This window comes from Paracoccaceae bacterium (genome assembly GCA_012103375.1).
In the GTDB taxonomy this organism is placed as follows: domain Bacteria; phylum Pseudomonadota; class Alphaproteobacteria; order Rhodobacterales; family Rhodobacteraceae; genus WLWX01.
The window spans coordinates 38131-53900 of record WLWX01000001.1 but is presented as its reverse complement, the minus strand read 5'-3'; the positions used below and the strand labels follow the sequence as shown (position 1 = coordinate 53900).

The following is a 15770-nucleotide window of genomic DNA, read 5'->3' as shown; positions in this document are numbered from 1 at the left end:
CGGCCGTTTCAGAAACCGGCGCCACCGAAGCTTCTGGGCGCGGGGTCAATGATGCTGACCTGATTGTTTCGGATCTGGGCCACGGCCAATGCGCGGTCATTGGTGCCATCGGTGCGCAACCGCCAGACGCCACCGGTTCCGACGAACCCGGCGCTGCGGGTCAGGCTGCGCACGCTCAGCGCATCGCGCGATCCTTCCGAGACCAGCGCGCCCACAGCAGCGATGCCGTCGTATGCCAGGCCCGCGGTCGGATGCGGGTCCGTGCCGAAACGCTCGGAATACCGCGCGCGGAATCCGGCGGCCAGCGACGGATCGGGGATAGCGAACCAACTGCCCTGCAATCCGCCCAGCGACAGGGCGCTTGACGGGATATCAAGTCGTTGAAGCCCGATATACTGCACTGCCGAAGGCGGCAAACCGGCACCTGGAAGCAGATCAGCCAGGAAAGGCATCGCGCCAGCCGTACCCGAGGTGAAGAAAACAGATTGCGCCCCCGAGGATTTGGCATCTTTGGAGAAGCCCGAAATCGCCCGCGTCACACCCTGTTGCGACAGCGGAAAAGAGCCAGAGCCGACCAGTTCGGCCTGCACCGAATTGCCGACGGCATTTCGGATCGCCGTCGCGCCAATCTCTTCAGCGGCGTCTTGTGCGTGGATGATATACATCTTGCCCTTGCCCTGGCTGGACGCATAGCTGACCAACCGGTTGGCCGAATTCTGGAACGTGTTGCCCAGAACGAAAACATTGCCGCCTGCCACGGCAGTGTTGTTGGAAAACGCCAGAACGTTGACGCCCTGCGGGGCGACTGCAAGACCTGCGGCATTGGCCGAGGCGGCAAAGAACGGGCCGACGATGATCTGCGCGCCCTCGGCCACGGCCTGCTGGGCGACGATGGATGCCTGCCCGGCCTGTCCGGCTGTGTCGTAAACACGCAGGTCAATTGATGCGCCTCCAAGATCCTGGATCGCCATCCGGGCGGCGTTTTCCAGGCTGGCGGCAATGATCTGGCCACCCTCGGCAGATGAACGCGGCACCAGCAGCGCGACGGGAACCGCGCGCGTGGTATCAATCCCGGGGCCCGCGCCTGCGCCGCCAAAGCCGCCGAAATTGCGGAAATCTATGGGTTCGCAAGCAGATAGGGCAAAACCGGCGACCAACGCGACACAGGCAAATGCGATCCGGCGGGAAATAGAAGATAAGGCGGGCATTGAACTTCCTTGTCGACTTATAAAGTAAAACAGGACATGCCCGCACTGTCACAAGCGGCAACGGGTGCCTTGGCAGCAGCAAAAAGACACTATGATGATCACAACACGGTGTAAATCTCGACCTTCCTCTGACCGCCCGCGTGGCGGCGTCCTGCTGTGACCGGCGCTGGCCCAAAATCTGACCCCGGCGCAGGTGCCGCATTGGCCGCTGGGCTGTACCTGGTGGCGACCCCGATCGGTAATGCACGTGATATCACGCTGCGCGCTTTGGACATTCTTCGCGACGCCGACGTCCTGATGGCCGAAGACACGCGCCGGGCGCGGCATCTGCTGGAACTGCATGGCATTTCCCTGCGCCAGCGCCCGCTGATATCCTACAACGATCACAACGGCGCTGGCCGCCGCCCACAGCTTCTGGCGCTGTTGGAGGAGGGGAAGTCGATCGCCCCGACAAGCGATGCCGGAACGCCCGGCATTGCCGATCCGGGCTTTGCACTGGTGCGCGCGGCAGTGGCCGCAGGGCATCATGTTGAGGGCGCACCCGGACCATCAGCCGTGATCTCGGCACTCGTCGTCTCGGGCTTACCCACAGACCGGTTCCTGTTTGCGGGGTTTCTGCCACCAAAGCGCGCGGCTCGCCTAGCCGCACTGCGCGAGCTGGTGCGCACAGGCGCAACATTGGTGATCTATGAAAGCCCGAAACGATGTTTGGAAACTGTTAAGGATATTTGTGCAATATTCGGTGGGGATGTTGAAGCGGCCCTGTGCCGGGAACTGACCAAGAAGTTTGAAGAGGTTCGGCGCCAGACGCTTGCGGAATTGGTTGATGACATTGCTGGCAACCCGCCGCGTGGCGAAATTGTTCTGGTGGTGGATCGAAAGCCGGATGACCGTGGAGCGGATGATCTGAACGCGGTTCTGGAGGATGCAATGGCAAGGTTAAGTCGTAAGGATGCAGTTGCCGAAGTTGCGATGGCGTTATCATTGCCGCGACGCGAAGTGTATCAGGCCGCCCTGAAAATCGGGAATAAGCCGATTGTGTTGAAAAACTCCGTTTTAGGGCCTGAACGATGATTTTTCTTTCCATGCAGCCCGATCCTAAATTTTTGGCGCGGGGGTCGGCCCAAATCGCCTACATGCGCTCACGCGCAGCCATGCGCTGTCTCGTGGTCAAAGCTTTCCGACTATTTCGCTTCATAGGTTTTCGCAAGAAATCCGCGACGCTCTGATTTCGGAGTTTTTCAACACAATCAGCCATGAGTGGATCATGTTCATATCACGCCGGGCTGGCGGCAGAAGATCAGGTTGCGGAACTCTATCAGCGCAATGGACGTGCTGTGACGCATCGGCGCTGGCGTGGAAAGGGCGGCTAAATTGATCTTGTCGCACGCGACGGGGACGATGTTGTCTTTATCGAAGTTAAAAAATCGCGGGATTTTGCGCGGGCAGCGGAAAGCCTGTCGTCGCGCCAGATGCGGCGCATCTGGGCTGCTGCCAGCGAATTCCTGGCCGGAGAGCCACTTGGGCAGATGACGCCATCGCGATTTGACGTGGCACTGGTCAATGGGGTCGGGCAAATCGACGTTATCGAAAACGCATTTGCGGCCTGAAGGTGAATGTGGCCCGCTGGTCATGGTTTCTAGGCGTTGCGCTGGCATCTCTGAACGCTAAACAGGGGCGGCACGTTTATTGAGGTTGCCATGCCCCTGTCAGTTGCCTTTCAGATGGACCCGATCGGTTCCGTAGATATCAATGCCGACAGCAGCTTTCGCCTTGCGGAAGAGGCGCAGGCGCGTGGGCATTCGCTGTTTTACTATACGCCGGACAGGCTGGCGTATTCTGGCGGCAGGATCACCGCCCGCGGCTGGCCGCTGTCGGTGCGCCGCGAACAGGGCAATCACGCGGTTCTGGGGGCAGAGTCGCGCGTTGATCTGTCGGAGGTTGACGTGGTCTGGCTGCGCCAGGATCCGCCGTTTGATATGGGGTATATCACGACGACCCATCTGTTGGATCGCATCCATCCCAATACGCTTGTGGTCAATGATCCGTTCTGGGTGCGCAATTACCCTGAAAAGCTGTTGGTGCTGGATTTCCCCGACCTGACGCCGCCCACGACGATTGCCCGCGATCTGGACGTGCTGAAGGATTTCCGCGCCGAGCATGGCGATATCATCCTCAAGCCGCTTTACGGCAACGGCGGTGCGGGCGTGTTCCGGCTGCGCCCGGATGACGGAAACCTGGCCAGCCTGCACGAGATGTTTTCCGGTATGAACCGCGAACCGCTGATCGTTCAGAAATTCCTGCCCGATGTCAGCGCCGGGGACAAACGGGTCATCCTGGTGGATGGGGTACCGGTGGGCGCCATCAATCGGGTGCCCGCGCAGGGTGAGACACGGTCGAACATGCATGTGGGTGGGCGCCCGGAGAAAGTCGAACTTTCGGATCGGGACCGTGAAATCTGTGCGCGCATCGGTCCGCTTCTGCGCGAAAAGGGTCAGATCTTCGTCGGGATCGACGTGATCGGAGACTATCTGACCGAGATCAATGTAACCTCGCCCACCGGCATTCAGGAGTTGGAGCGATTCGACGGGATCAATGTTGCGGGCATGATCTGGGATGCGATTGAGGCGCGGATCGCGAGGTAGGCAGATGAGAGTCCGGCGCTCAGCGAAGTTTTGAGACGGACAGGCGATAACCTACAGCCTCGGCCACATGCGGCTTCCTGACATTATCTGATTCGGCCAGATCGGCGATTGTGCGCGCGACGCGCAGAATGCGGTGATATCCGCGCGCCGACAGGCCGAATTTTTCGGCCACGCGGTTCAGCAGGTCGCGCCCTTCTGAATCGGGTGTTGCGAAGGCCTCCATCGCGTCCCCTGCGATATCGGCATTGGCGCTCATGCGAGGTATGTCGGCAAAGCGGCTATCCTGGATGTTGCGGGCCGCGCCGACACGAAGGGCGACTTCGGCGGTGCCCTCGGCAGCTTCTGGCAGATCCAGATCGCGGTAGGCGACGGGGGGAACCTCGACCCGCAAATCAAACCGATCCAGCAGCGGGCCGGAAATCTTGCCCAGATAGTCATCGCCACAGGCCGGGGCCCGCCCGCAAGCGCGGCTCGGGTCTGACAGGTATCCGCAGCGGCACGGGTTTGCGGCGGCGATCAGCATGAATTTGCACGGGTATTTCACATGTGCGTTGGCGCGGGCGACCACGACCTCTCCGGTTTCGATGGGTTGGCGCAGGGTTTCAAGAACCGCACGCGGGTACTCGGGGAATTCGTCCAGAAACAAAACGCCGTTGTGCGCAAGCGAGATTTCACCGGGTTTCGCGCCGCGCCCGCCACCCACGATCGCCGCCATCGAAGCTGTGTGGTGCGGTTCGCGAAACGGGCGCGCGCGGCTGATTCCGCCTGCGTCCAGCAAGCCAGTCAGCGAGTGGATTATCGAGGTTTCCAATGCCTCCATCGATGTCAGCTGCGGCAGGATGCCGGGCAAGCGCTGCGCCAGCATGGATTTCCCGGACCCCGGCGTTCCAACCATCAGCAAATGGTGGCGGCCCGCGGCCGCAATCTCAAGCGCGCGTTTGGCGCGTTCCTGGCCGCGCACATCGCGCAGATCCATGCTGGAACAGGTCGGTTTGGCAACGCCCGCTTCGGCGGGCGACAGCGGCGCCTGCCCGGAAAAGTGGCGCACCACATCGCCGAGTGAGGCCGCGCCAATAACCCGCGTTGCGTCGACCCAGGCGGCTTCGGCGCCACAATCAGCGGGGCAGAGCAGGGAACAATCAGCCTCGGCGGCGGCCATTGCTGCGGGCAGCGCGCCATTGACCGCAACAAGGGCGCCGTCCAGCGACAATTCCCCCATGGCGACGGTCTGGGCGACTTCTTCGGCGGGCAGAATGTCCAACGCGGCAAGCAGCGACAGCGCGATTGGCAGATCGAAGTGAGAGCCTTCCTTGGGCATATCGGCAGGCGACAGGTTGATCGTGATCCGCTTGGATGGCAGCGCCAGCGACAGGGCCGACATTGCCGCGCGCACCCGGTCGCGCGCTTCGCTGACGGCCTTGTCGGGCAGGCCGACCAGCGAAAAGGCCGGCAGCCCGGCGGTGATGGCGCATTGAACCTCGACCAGGCGGGCCTGAACGCCTTCGAAGGCGACGGTGTAGGTGCGGGCGACCAAGGGTCAGGCGGACGTTGTGTAACACATGGTTAACCCTTGACGCGGAATGTCTTTAACAAAGGTTAATGAAATGTGATTTCTTGATCTGGGCAGGTCAGAACAGGGCCGCGAAATCGGGCCAGGCCAGCGGATCGGGCTGGGTCTTGTCGCGGCAAAAGGCATTGCAAAAGCCGAAGATGCGGCCCTCGACAGACAGGAAATGCGTTACCGGATCGCCGGAATATGGGCAAAAGGCATTTTCTGACGGACCGTTTTCAACAGCATGGGCCACCAATGGCGCGGGGCCAGGCCAGTCGGTGCGCGCATGGTCGCGGCGATACCAAGGCAGATCCTCTCCGCGTACGAGGCCCATGGCGCGCCAGCGGCGGAATAGCCGGGTCATTGAGGTGGGCGTCGACGTAAGCCCGTGCTTCGGGCGCGGTTTTCAGACCATACCCGGCGATACGCGCCGCAACTGGCGCGAAAAAGACGTCGGCGGCGGAGTAGGCCCCACACAGCCACGGGCCATCCGGTTTGCAGGTTGCGCGGGCATGGGACCAGATCGCCTCCAGACGTCGCAAGTCAGACTGCACCGCCTCGGACGGTTCGAAATCGCTATAGGTGGCCCGCATGTTCATCGGGCAGTCTTCGCGCAGTGCCATGAAGCCTGCGTGCATTTCGGCGACCAGATTGCGCGCCGTGGCCCGCGCCAGCGGATCTTCTGGCCAAATGCCCGCGTCCGGGTGGCGCGAGGCGAGCTCCTCGGCAATTGCGATGCTGTCGCCAAGGATTGCGCCGTCCGGGGTGCGAACCGTGGGAACGGTTTTGGCGGGCGCGAATTTGGCCAGTTGGTCGGCGACGTTACCGACCGTGAAATCAATCAGGGTGACGTTCCGCTTGATGCCGAAGGCTTCGAACACCAGCCAGCCGCGCAGGGACCAGCTGGAATAGGCGCGATCGCCGATGATGAGGTCATAGGTCATTCGCGAAACGTAGCAGGGCGTCGTGCTGTGCGGAAATTCCGATTTGTGCAGTGGCGCGTCACGGAAGGTGATTGATTGGATCGGCTACTGACCCCGACCCATAGGTGATGCGCGTCACCGACAGGTTGTCGATCCGGTGGCCAATGATCTGACTAGGGCTGAGGTTGGTCGCACGCGCGATCTGGGTCATGATGATGCCGATATGGGCAACTACGATGATGTCGCGGCCCGCATGATCCTGGTTCATCTGGTCGACGATGGGGGCAACACGCCCGGCGGCGTCATGCCAGCTTTCGCCGTTCGGGGGGCGGATGTGGCCCGGATCTTCCCAATAGGCGCGGCTGAGGTCGGGGTCGGTGCGCGCGACGTCGTCAAAGCTGCGCCCGTCCCAGTCACCGAACGAGAATTCGCGCAATGCCGGCACATCGGGCAGGCGCGTTCGGGCATCCTGTATGGCGTCCGCCGTTTCACTGGCACGGATCAGCGGCGACGCAACAATCAACGCATCGGCGGGCAGATAGGCGGACAGGCGTGTCAATTGCGCCGTGTCACTCAGATCCGCCGGAATGTCGCGCCAGCCGACGAAGGTTTTGGCGTGTGTCGGGCCGTGGCGCACCCACCACCAGGTAGCGCCCTCAGACATCGGGCAGCGGCCCCTTCAGCGCAAATGGCAGCCCGGCCATCACGCCAACAACGCAGTCGGAGCGTGCCGCAATCTGTTGGTTGAGTTTGCCGAGCGCATCCCGGTAGCGCCGCCCCAGCGCCGTGTCGGGAACCAGGCCCAGACCAACCTCGTCCGAGACGATGATCAGCGGGCCGGGTGCATTCTCAATCTGGGCCAGCAGGGCTGCGATCCGGGGTGAAAAATCGCCATCCGTGTGCATGATGTTGCTAAGCCACAGGGTAATGCCATCCAGCAGGATCACACCTTCGTGACCCGCATCGCGCAACGCCTCGGCCAGTGCCAGCGGTGCTGTGACTACCCGCCATCCGTCACCGCGCTGGGCCTGATGGTTGGCGATTTTCGCCGCCATTTCAGCGTCTTGCCCCTCGGCCGTGGCCAGGTACAAACGCGGCAGACCTGACGCAACCGCCCAGCGCTCTGCCAGCACGGATTTACCCGAAGACGCGCCTCCGATCAGAAACGTCACCCGTTGCATCATGTTTTTTTGAACTTTCTTTGGTCGGAATGCGTGTGTTCTTTCGTAACACTCCTGTGCACGCAAGTTAAACGTGCCGCCCTTGGAGGGGGGAACATGTCTGGAAACCACGCCGCGGATCAAAATTTCAATCGTCGCGCCATGCAGGCCGAGATGCTGAGTGCCGAGGATGAGCGTGAGCTGGCGCTTGCCTGGCGTGACAAGCGGGATGAGGCCGCGCTGCATCGGCTGATCACGGCCTACATGCGGTTGGCGATCTCGATGGCATCGAAATTCCGCCGCTATGGCGCGCCGATGAATGATCTGGTGCAGGAAGCCTCGCTTGGGCTGATGAAGGCAGCGGACAAGTTCGACCCGGATCGCGGTGTGCGGTTTTCGACCTATGCGATGTGGTGGATCAGGGCGTCGGTGCAGGAACATGTGATGCGCAACTGGTCGATGGTCAGGACGGGCAGTACGTCGTCTCAGAAATCGCTGTTTTTCAATCTGCGGCGCGTCCAGGCGCGGCTGGAACGCGAAGCGGCAGCGCGGGGTGAGGCGTTGGACAAGCATCAGATGCAGCAGACGATTGCCACGGAAATCGGCGTATCCCTGGCCGATGTCGAGATGATGTCGGGGCGGCTGGCGTCGGGCGACTATTCGCTGGATGCGACGCAGAGCAGTGATGATGAGGGCCGCGCCTGGGTCGATGCGCTGGCCGATGACGGCCCGATTGCCGAGCAGACCGTCGCCGCGCGTCTCGACACGGTAAAACTGCGCGGCTGGCTGCTGGACGCGATGACCAAGCTCAGCCCGCGCGAACGGCTGATCGTGCGCGAACGCAAACTGGCCGATCAGCCGCGAACGCTGGACAGTTTGGGGCGCGAGCTTGGGTTGTCGAAAGAACGCATTCGCCAGCTGGAGGCAGCAGCGTTTGGCAAGATGCGCGCGGCGTTGGAGGCACGCTCGGGCGAGGTTGCGGCGCTGCTGGACTGATATCGCAACCCTTGTGCGCCCTGTGCGGGCTGCATAGACTCTGCCCCTGACGGTCTTGAAAGGGCGGAACATGCTGGCGGGCAAACGGATTTTGCTGATCATTGGCGGCGGCATTGCGGCGTTCAAGGCGCAATTGCTGATCCGCGCGTTGCGCGAAAAGGGGGCGGCGGTGACGCCGGTTCTGACCCGCGCGGCCGAGGAGTTCGTGACGCCCCTGTCGGTATCTGCGCTGGCGGCCAACAAGGTCTACCGCGATCTGTTCGACCTGACGGATGAGGCAGAGATGGGGCATATTGAGCTGTCTCGATCCGCCGATCTGATTGTCGTGGCCCCCGGCACTGCGGATCTGATGGCCAAGATGGCGCAGGGTTTGGCCAACGATCTGGCCTCGACCCTGTTGCTGGCGACGGACACGCAGGTTCTGGTGGCCCCGGCGATGAATGTTCGGATGTGGCAACATCCGGCGACCCAGCGAAATCTGGCGACCTTGAAGGGCGATGGCATCCGGTTTGTCGGACCCGAAAGCGGCGATATGGCCTGTGGGGAGCACGGCCCGGGCCGGATGAGCGAGGTGCCCCAGATTGTGGCGGCGGTTGAGGCCGCGCTGGCGGACGGCCCCTTAAAGTGGCGGCACGTGATCGTCACCTCGGGCCCGACGCATGAACCGATCGACCCGGTGCGCTATATCGCCAATCGCTCGTCCGGGGCGCAGGGCACTGCGATTGCCGCGGCGCTGTCGGCGCTGGGCGCGGATGTGACCTTTGTGACCGGCCCGGCGGATGTTGCCCCCCCCGGTGGGGTGCGCGTGGTCCCGGTGCAAACAGCGGAAGAGATGCTGGATGCGGTTCAGGCGGCTTTGCCTGCCGATGCGGCGGTATTCGCGGCAGCGGTGGCGGATTGGCAGGTGACGGGCAAGACAAGCTCGAAAATCAAGAAGGACGGCAGCGGGAAAATTCCGGCGCTGAAGCTGGCCGAGAATCCGGATATTCTGGCGACGGTGTCCAAGGGAAAAAACCGCCCGAAGCTTGTCGTGGGATTCGCCGCCGAGACAGACGACGTGATCGAGAACGCGACCGCCAAGCGCAAACGCAAGGGGTGCGACTGGATCGTTGCAAATGATGTCTCGCCCGAGACTGGGATCATGGGCGGGGCCGAGAATGCGGTGACGCTGATCACTGATGCGGGGGCCGAAGAGTGGCCACGCATGGGCAAAGACATGGTGGCCCGGCAATTGGCGGCGCGGATTGCTGAGGCGTTGGGATGAAGAAAGATGCCTCCGGCGGGAGTATTTTTGGCGAAAAGACGGGCCGGGCATGAGCCGGATCGACCTGATGCGCGAGGAGGGGGCGGACGCGGCAGTGGCGCTGCCCGAATACGCGACCTCGGGGGCGGCGGGGGCGGACCTGCGGGCCAATCTGGACGAAGCGGATCGCGCCGAAGGGGTGACGATTGCGCCCGGCGCGCGGGTTTTGGTGCCAACGGGGCTGCGGATGGCGATCCCGCCGGGGTTTGAGGTGCAGATCAGGCCCCGCTCAGGCCTGGCGCTGAAACACGGGGTGACGGTGGCGAATGCGCCGGGGACGATTGATTCAGACTATCGCGGGCCGGTTGGGGTGATCCTGATTAATCTGGGTGCGGCTGCCTTTGTCATCGAACACGGTGCGCGGATTGCGCAGATGGTTGTGGCGCTCGTGCTGCAGGCTGAGATTGCCGAGGTTGCCGCGTTAGACCAGACCGCGCGCGGGGCGGGTGGCTTTGGCTCGACCGGGGTGGGCTGATGGCACTGGTTCTGGCGCTTGGGGCCGGGCTTTGGGGGATCGGGCACCTGATGGGCGCGCAGGTTCGGGCGCGGCTGTTGATGCTGATCTTGCTGTATGTGGCGGTTCTGGCGGTGAACCTGGCGCTTCCCGAAGGGCATCCCTTGGCAGTGGCGACCGGCGGGTCAGCGGGCGAATGGCTGGTGGTCGGCGGGATCGTTGCCGCGATCTGGGGTTACACGCGTGGGCTTTCGATTTTGAAACGCCGGGTGCGGCCCGAAAACCGGACGGCGGGAGAGGCGGCAGCAACACTCGACTCAGAGCGCCACGCCCGCCACATCGTCCTTCGTGAAATCGGCGGGGTCGGGCAGCAAAAGCTGACCAAGGCGCGGGTGCTGGTTGTCGGGGCGGGGGGCCTCGGCTCGCCTGCGCTGATGTATCTGGCCGCCGGGGGCGTTGGGACCATTGGGGTGATCGACGACGATGTGGTGGATCTGTCCAATCTGCAGCGTCAGATCATTCACACGGATGCGCGGATCGGCATGCCCAAGGTGTTTTCGGCTGAGGCGGCAATGAAAGCGCTGAACCCCGGTGTGATTGTGCGGCCCTATCACCGCCGGTTTGAGGCAGATATCGCGGGAGATCTGTTCGCGGATTATGATCTGGTGCTGGACGGCACTGACGATGTGGCGACGCGTTATCTGGTTAACGAAGCGGCTGCCAGGGTCGGCATCCCTCTGATCTCGGGCGCGATCAGCCAGTGGGAGGGGCAGGTGAGCATCTTTGCCCCGAACGACGGAACCCCTTGCTACGCCTGTGTTTTCCCCGATCCCGCTGCGCCTGGATTGGCCCCCAGTTGTGCCGAAGGGGGCGTCGTCGGGCCGCTGCCGGGCGTCATCGGCTCGATCATGGCGGTGGAGGCGATCAAGGAAATCACCGGCGCCGGGCAGGGCCTGCGGGGCCGGATGCTGATCCATGATGCGCTGTGGGGAGAAAACCGGACGCTGACGCTGAAGCGCCGCGCCGGCTGCCCTGTGTGCAGCGGCTTGCCAGCGGGGGATGCGGCGTCCTAGGCTGCGCCCAGTGACTGCAACCAACAGGAGGCCGCTGCCATGCGCCTGACCATTCTCGCCGCCGCCCTTGCCCTTGGAACCGCCCCGCAGATCGGCCTCGCCGCAGGGCATCTGCCCGATCTTGGCGGGCAAGAGGTCGTGGTCGTCACCGAAAACGCCTATCCGCCGCTACAATTCGTCGACCCGGCCAGCGGGGACGCAATCGGCTGGGAATATGACGCGATGGCCGAGATTGCCAAGCGGATCAACATCACCGTGGTCTATGAAAACACCAGTTGGGACGCGATGATCCCGGCGGTTTCTGGTGGCGAGTATGATCTGGGCATGACCGGCATCACCATCCGCGAAGATCGCGCCGAGATGGTCGATTTCTCGGACAAATATATGACATCGGAAATGGTCATGCTGGTGCGCGCCGATGAAGACCGGTTTACGGACGCCGCCAGTTTTGCTGCGGATGACGACCTGTTGATGGCGGCTCAGCCCGGGACAACTCCGTTTTATGTCGGCGTCTACGACGTACTGGACGGGAATGAGGAGAACCCCCGCATCAAGCTGTTCGAGACCTTCGGCGCGGGCGTGCAGGCTTTGCGCACGGGCGACGTCGATCTGGTGCTGACGGATGGCACGGCGGGCAATGGCTATGTCGATACCTCGGACGGGGGCCTCAAGATCGTGGGCGAAAAACTGGGGACCGAGGATTTCGGGTTCATCTTCCCCAAGGGTTCGGAGTTGGTCGAAGCGATCAATGCCGCGATCGCGGATATGGAGGCGGACGGCACCATTGAGGCGCTGAATACCAAGTGGTTCCTGGACTATAAACTGGGTGGGTGACGCTCGGCGTTTGGTCGATCCGGACCATCCATGAAGCCAGACGCGCAAGACAAAGACTTCCCCTGGTGGCTGCTGATTGCTGCCGGGCTTGCCGCCTGGATGATGTGGAGCGTGGTCGCAGATGACCTTTACCGGCAGGTCCTTGGGACCTTGTCGCGCGGCATCTGGATCACCATCTTCGTCACGCTGATCGCGTTCTTTTCAGCCTCGGCCATCGGGTTGGGGTTGGCGAGTGCGTCGCTGTCTCGATATCTGATTCTGCGGCAGATCGCGCGGTTCTATATCGAGATTGTGCGCGGCATCCCGATCCTTGTCCTGCTGCTTTACGTGGCTTTCGTGCTGGCCCCTGCGTTGGTGGCGGCGTGGAACTGGACCACCGGCGCGTTGGGGTTCGAACCGATCCGCAACCGCGACTTTCCGCTGCTATGGCGGGCTGTTCTGGCGTTGACCATCGGCTATTCCGCTTTCATTGCCGAGGTATTCCGCGCCGGGCTGCAATCGGTGGATCATGGGCAGATCGAAGCGGCGCAGGCGCTGGGCCTGTCGGGCTGGCAGCGGTTTCGCCATATCGTCTTTCCGCAGGCCATCCGCACCATCCTGCCGCCGCTGGGCAATGATTTCGTGGCGATGATCAAGGACAGTTCGCTGGTGTCGGTGCTTGGGGTGCTGGACATCACGCAATTGGGCAAGCTGACGGCGGCGGGGAATTTTCGGTATTTCGAAACTTACAATGTTGTGGCGCTGATTTACCTGATCATGACGGTGTCGTTGTCGCTGCTGCTCAGGCGGTTGGAGGCGCGGATGCGCTCACTTCCGGGATAGGTGGCTGGACGACGGGCGGGTGCGCCCCTAGCTAATGCGGAAAGGAGATTTTCATGAACCCGCTTTTGTCCGACTGGACCACCGAATTTGCCCTGCCGCCTTTCGCAAGGATTTCCGACGATGATTTTGCCCCGGCGGTTGAGGCCGCGCTGGCCGAGGCCCGGGCAGAGATTGCGAAGATCGCGGATAGCCCCGCGCCTGCGACGTTTGAAAACACGGTCGCGGCACTGGAACTGGCCGATGAAAACCTTTCGCGGGTTTTGGGTGTGTTTTACAATCTGGCGGGGGCCGATGCGACACCGGACCGCGAGGCGCTGATGCGGGAGTTTTCGCCGAAACTGGCCGCATATGGCTCCGAGATCACGATGAACGCGGCGTTGTTCGCGCGGGTCGAGGCGATCTGGGCGGCGCGTGACGCATTGGACCTGACCGACGAACAGGCGCGGGTCTTGTACCTGACGCGGCGCGGATTTGTACGCGCAGGGGCGGCACTGGAAGGGGTGGATCGGGATCGGCTGAGTGCGATCAAGGAACGCCTGGCGGTGCTGGGGACCGAGTTCACGCAGAACCTTCTGGCGGATGAACGCGACTGGTCGATGCCTTTGGCTGCGGCTGATCTGGCGGACCTGCCCGGCTTCGTTCAGGATGCCGCGCTGGCGGCGGGGGACGAAAAGGGCGCGGGTGGCCCGGTGGTCACCCTGTCGCGGTCGATTATTGTACCGTTTCTGCAATTCTCGCCGAACCGGGCGTTGCGCAAACTGGCGTATGAGGCTTGGGGCGCGCGTGGGGCTAATGGCGGCAAGACCGACAACCGGGCGATTGCGGCCGAGATACTGGCACTTCGGGCAGAGCGGGCCGGGTTGCTGGGCTATGACAGCTTCGCCGACTTCAAGCTTGAGACCGAAATGGCGGGCACGCCGGGTGCCGTGCGCGACCTGCTGATGCAGGTCTGGGCACCGGCGAAGGCGCGCGCAGAAGAGGATGGCGCGGCGTTAGAGGCGATGCTGGTTGCGGACGGGCAATCCGCGCCATTGGAGCCATGGGACTGGCGCTATTATTCTGAAAAACGCCGCAAGGCGCTGCACGATCTGGATGAGGCGGAATTGAAACCGTATTTACAGCTCGACCGGATGATCGAGGCTGTGTTTTCGGTGACCGGGCGTTTGTTCGGGCTTGAATATCGCGCACTGGATGTGCCGCTTTACCATCCCGACGCGCGCGCGTGGGAGGTTACGCGCAACGGGCAGCATATGGCCGTTTTCATCGGGGATTACTTCGCCCGAAGCTCAAAACGCTCGGGCGCTTGGTGTTCGGCGATGCGACCCCAGAAGAAGCTGGGCGGCGATGTGCGGCCAATTGTTGTGAATATCTGCAATTTCGCCAAGCCATCCGAAGGGCAGCCTGCACTGCTGTCCTATGACGACGCGCGGACGCTGTTCCACGAGTTTGGCCACGCCCTGCATCAGATGCTGAGCGATGTGACCTATGAGAGCATTAGCGGAACCTCGGTCGCGCGTGACTTCGTCGAATTGCCCAGCCAGTTGTTTGAACATTGGCTGGAGGTGCCGGACGTTTTGGCAGAATTCGCGACCCATGCTGAAACGGGTGAGGCGATGCCTGCGGCGTTGCTGGAGCGCCTGCTGGCGGCGCAGACTTATGACATGGGGTTCCAGACGGTCGAATATGTCGCCTCGGCATTGGTCGATCTGGCGTTTCACGATGGCGTGCCACCCGCCGATCCGATGCAGAAACAGGCCGAGGTTCTGGAAGCGTTGGGCATGCCACGGGCCATCGGCATGCGCCACGCAACGCCGCATTTCGCCCATGTGTTTGCGGGCGACGGCTATTCCAGCGGTTATTACAGCTACATGTGGTCCGAGGTAATGGACGCGGACGCCTATCAGGCATTCCTGGAAGGCGAGGGGCCGTTTGATCCGGGTCTAGCGCGCAGTCTGGAGGAAAATATCCTGTCAGTTGGGGGATCTGTCGAACCAGACGTGCTCTATACCCGGTTCCGAGGCCGTATGCCCGGTGTCGGCGCCTTGCTGAAAGGGCGAGGCCTGGCCGCATGACTCGGCGGAAAAGCCTGCGGCTTTGCTGTTTTTGTTGGCGTCGGGTGCGATGTGAGCCTGTCACATTCTACGCCGCGTATTTGGCGCGGTTCGGAGCCTCCGGCGGGAGTATTTTTGGCGAAAAGACAGGGTCAGTCGCGCAGTTCTTCGGCGTGTACGCCCCAGAGCGTGGATTTTTCGACCCAGCCCTTGTGGCCGTCGGCGGTGATCCGGCACCAGGCGGGTTTGCATTTTCCAAGCCGCGCGATCACGCCGGATTCGGCGATGGCCATGGGTTCGCTGTCTGGGTCTGCGGCGCGGTGCAGGACCAGCATGTCCTGATCAACTATGACCATTCGGGTACCTGACAAAAGCGAGTAATGGACCCAGCCGCCTGCGCCCTCGCGGTCGCGGACCCGGCGCCAATGGCCGTATTCGCCGATGATTTCAACCGGCATGCCGCGACGTTTGAATACCCAGTCAATGCGATGCGTGAGCGAGGGGCCGCGGCGCACGTTCACTTCGCCAGATTTGGTTGAAACAAAGCGTGGCAGCGGCAAGTTTGTGACCGGGCCGCGTGCAGGCGCGGGCGCTGCCACTTCGGTTGTTGGCGGTTTTGGGCGCGGTTTCGGGGTCGCCTCGATCGTGGTGGCCGCACTGACGCTGCCAGCGCCGACAATCAGCCACAGACTCAGCATGGCTGCCGCCCGGTTTAGGGTTCCAATGACGTTCATCCGCCGATCCTTGCC

General features: G+C 62.6%; 14 protein-coding genes and 2 pseudogenes. 10 read left to right on the top strand and 6 right to left on the bottom strand.

Annotated elements, in window-relative coordinates; genetic code table 11:
• Positions 1–8: 8 nt before the first annotated feature.
• Positions 9–1208: an ABC transporter substrate-binding protein gene (locus GKR99_00250; GenBank protein NKB26071.1), complete on the bottom strand. Its 1200-nt coding sequence runs from the start codon at positions 1206–1208 to the stop codon at positions 9–11.
• A 156-nt stretch (positions 1209–1364) separates the two neighbouring features.
• On the opposite strand from GKR99_00250, the gene rsmI reads away from it, so the two are divergent.
• The 3 genes and pseudogenes from rsmI (at position 1365) to gshB (ending at position 3853) form a co-directional block, all read left to right on the top strand.
• Entirely contained in the window at positions 1365–2282 is a 918-nt protein-coding gene (gene rsmI / locus GKR99_00245) for a 16S rRNA (cytidine(1402)-2'-O)-methyltransferase (protein ID NKB26070.1), read from the top strand.
• A gap of 182 nt (positions 2283–2464) precedes the next feature.
• Positions 2465–2818 (top strand): annotated as a pseudogene (locus GKR99_00240) (hypothetical protein).
• A gap of 90 nt (positions 2819–2908) precedes the next feature.
• The gene (gshB, locus tag GKR99_00235; GenBank protein NKB26069.1) at positions 2909–3853 is read left to right on the top strand and encodes a glutathione synthase; all 945 of its coding nucleotides are present in this window, start codon (positions 2909–2911) and stop codon (positions 3851–3853) included.
• A gap of 19 nt (positions 3854–3872) precedes the next feature.
• On the opposite strand, the gene GKR99_00230 is transcribed toward gshB, so the two are convergent.
• The 4 genes and pseudogenes from GKR99_00230 to cobU form a co-directional block, all read right to left on the bottom strand.
• Positions 3873–5387: a YifB family Mg chelatase-like AAA ATPase gene (locus GKR99_00230; GenBank protein ID NKB26068.1), complete on the bottom strand. Its 1515-nt coding sequence runs from the start codon at positions 5385–5387 to the stop codon at positions 3873–3875.
• Positions 5388–5481: 94 nt separating this feature from the next.
• Positions 5482–6349, bottom strand: a pseudogene (locus GKR99_00225) (glutathione S-transferase).
• Between the two features lie 58 nt (positions 6350–6407).
• Positions 6408–6992, bottom strand: coding sequence for a histidine phosphatase family protein (locus tag GKR99_00220; GenBank protein ID NKB26067.1), 585 nt, complete (start codon positions 6990–6992; stop codon positions 6408–6410).
• On the bottom strand, positions 6985–7512 hold the full coding sequence (cobU, locus tag GKR99_00215; GenBank protein NKB26066.1) for a bifunctional adenosylcobinamide kinase/adenosylcobinamide-phosphate guanylyltransferase: 528 nt from the start codon (positions 7510–7512) through the stop codon (positions 6985–6987). Before cobU ends, GKR99_00220 begins: the two co-directional genes overlap by 8 nt.
• A 93-nt stretch (positions 7513–7605) precedes the next feature.
• On the opposite strand from cobU, the gene GKR99_00210 reads away from it, so the two are divergent.
• The 7 genes from GKR99_00210 (at position 7606) to GKR99_00180 (ending at position 15042) form a co-directional block, all read left to right on the top strand.
• On the top strand, positions 7606–8484 hold the full coding sequence (locus tag GKR99_00210) for an RNA polymerase factor sigma-32 (protein NKB26065.1): 879 nt from the start codon (positions 7606–7608) through the stop codon (positions 8482–8484).
• A gap of 70 nt (positions 8485–8554) precedes the next feature.
• Entirely contained in the window at positions 8555–9748 is a 1194-nt protein-coding gene (gene coaBC / locus GKR99_00205; GenBank protein ID NKB26064.1) for a bifunctional phosphopantothenoylcysteine decarboxylase/phosphopantothenate--cysteine ligase CoaBC, read from the top strand.
• 67 nt (positions 9749–9815) lie between these two features.
• Positions 9816–10262, top strand: a complete 447-nt coding sequence (locus tag GKR99_00200) for a dUTP diphosphatase (GenBank protein NKB26063.1) — start codon at positions 9816–9818, stop codon at positions 10260–10262.
• Positions 10262–11314, top strand: a complete 1053-nt coding sequence (moeB, locus tag GKR99_00195) for a molybdopterin-synthase adenylyltransferase MoeB (GenBank protein ID NKB26062.1) — start codon at positions 10262–10264, stop codon at positions 11312–11314. Before GKR99_00200 ends, moeB begins: the two co-directional genes overlap by 1 nt.
• A 39-nt stretch (positions 11315–11353) precedes the next feature.
• Positions 11354–12148 (top strand): transporter substrate-binding domain-containing protein, encoded by a 795-nt coding sequence (locus GKR99_00190; protein ID NKB26061.1) that lies wholly within the window; start codon positions 11354–11356, stop codon positions 12146–12148.
• Between the two features lie 30 nt (positions 12149–12178).
• The gene (locus GKR99_00185; protein NKB26060.1) at positions 12179–12970 is read left to right on the top strand and encodes an ABC transporter permease subunit; all 792 of its coding nucleotides are present in this window, start codon (positions 12179–12181) and stop codon (positions 12968–12970) included.
• A gap of 53 nt (positions 12971–13023) precedes the next feature.
• The gene (locus tag GKR99_00180) at positions 13024–15042 is read left to right on the top strand and encodes a peptidase M3 (protein ID NKB26059.1); all 2019 of its coding nucleotides are present in this window, start codon (positions 13024–13026) and stop codon (positions 15040–15042) included.
• Positions 15043–15173: 131 nt separating this feature from the next.
• Here the strand turns inward: GKR99_00180 and GKR99_00175 are convergent, their stop codons facing one another.
• Positions 15174–15719: an aspartyl-trna synthetase gene (locus GKR99_00175; GenBank protein NKB26058.1), complete on the bottom strand. Its 546-nt coding sequence runs from the start codon at positions 15717–15719 to the stop codon at positions 15174–15176.
• Positions 15720–15770: the final 51 nt, after the last annotated feature.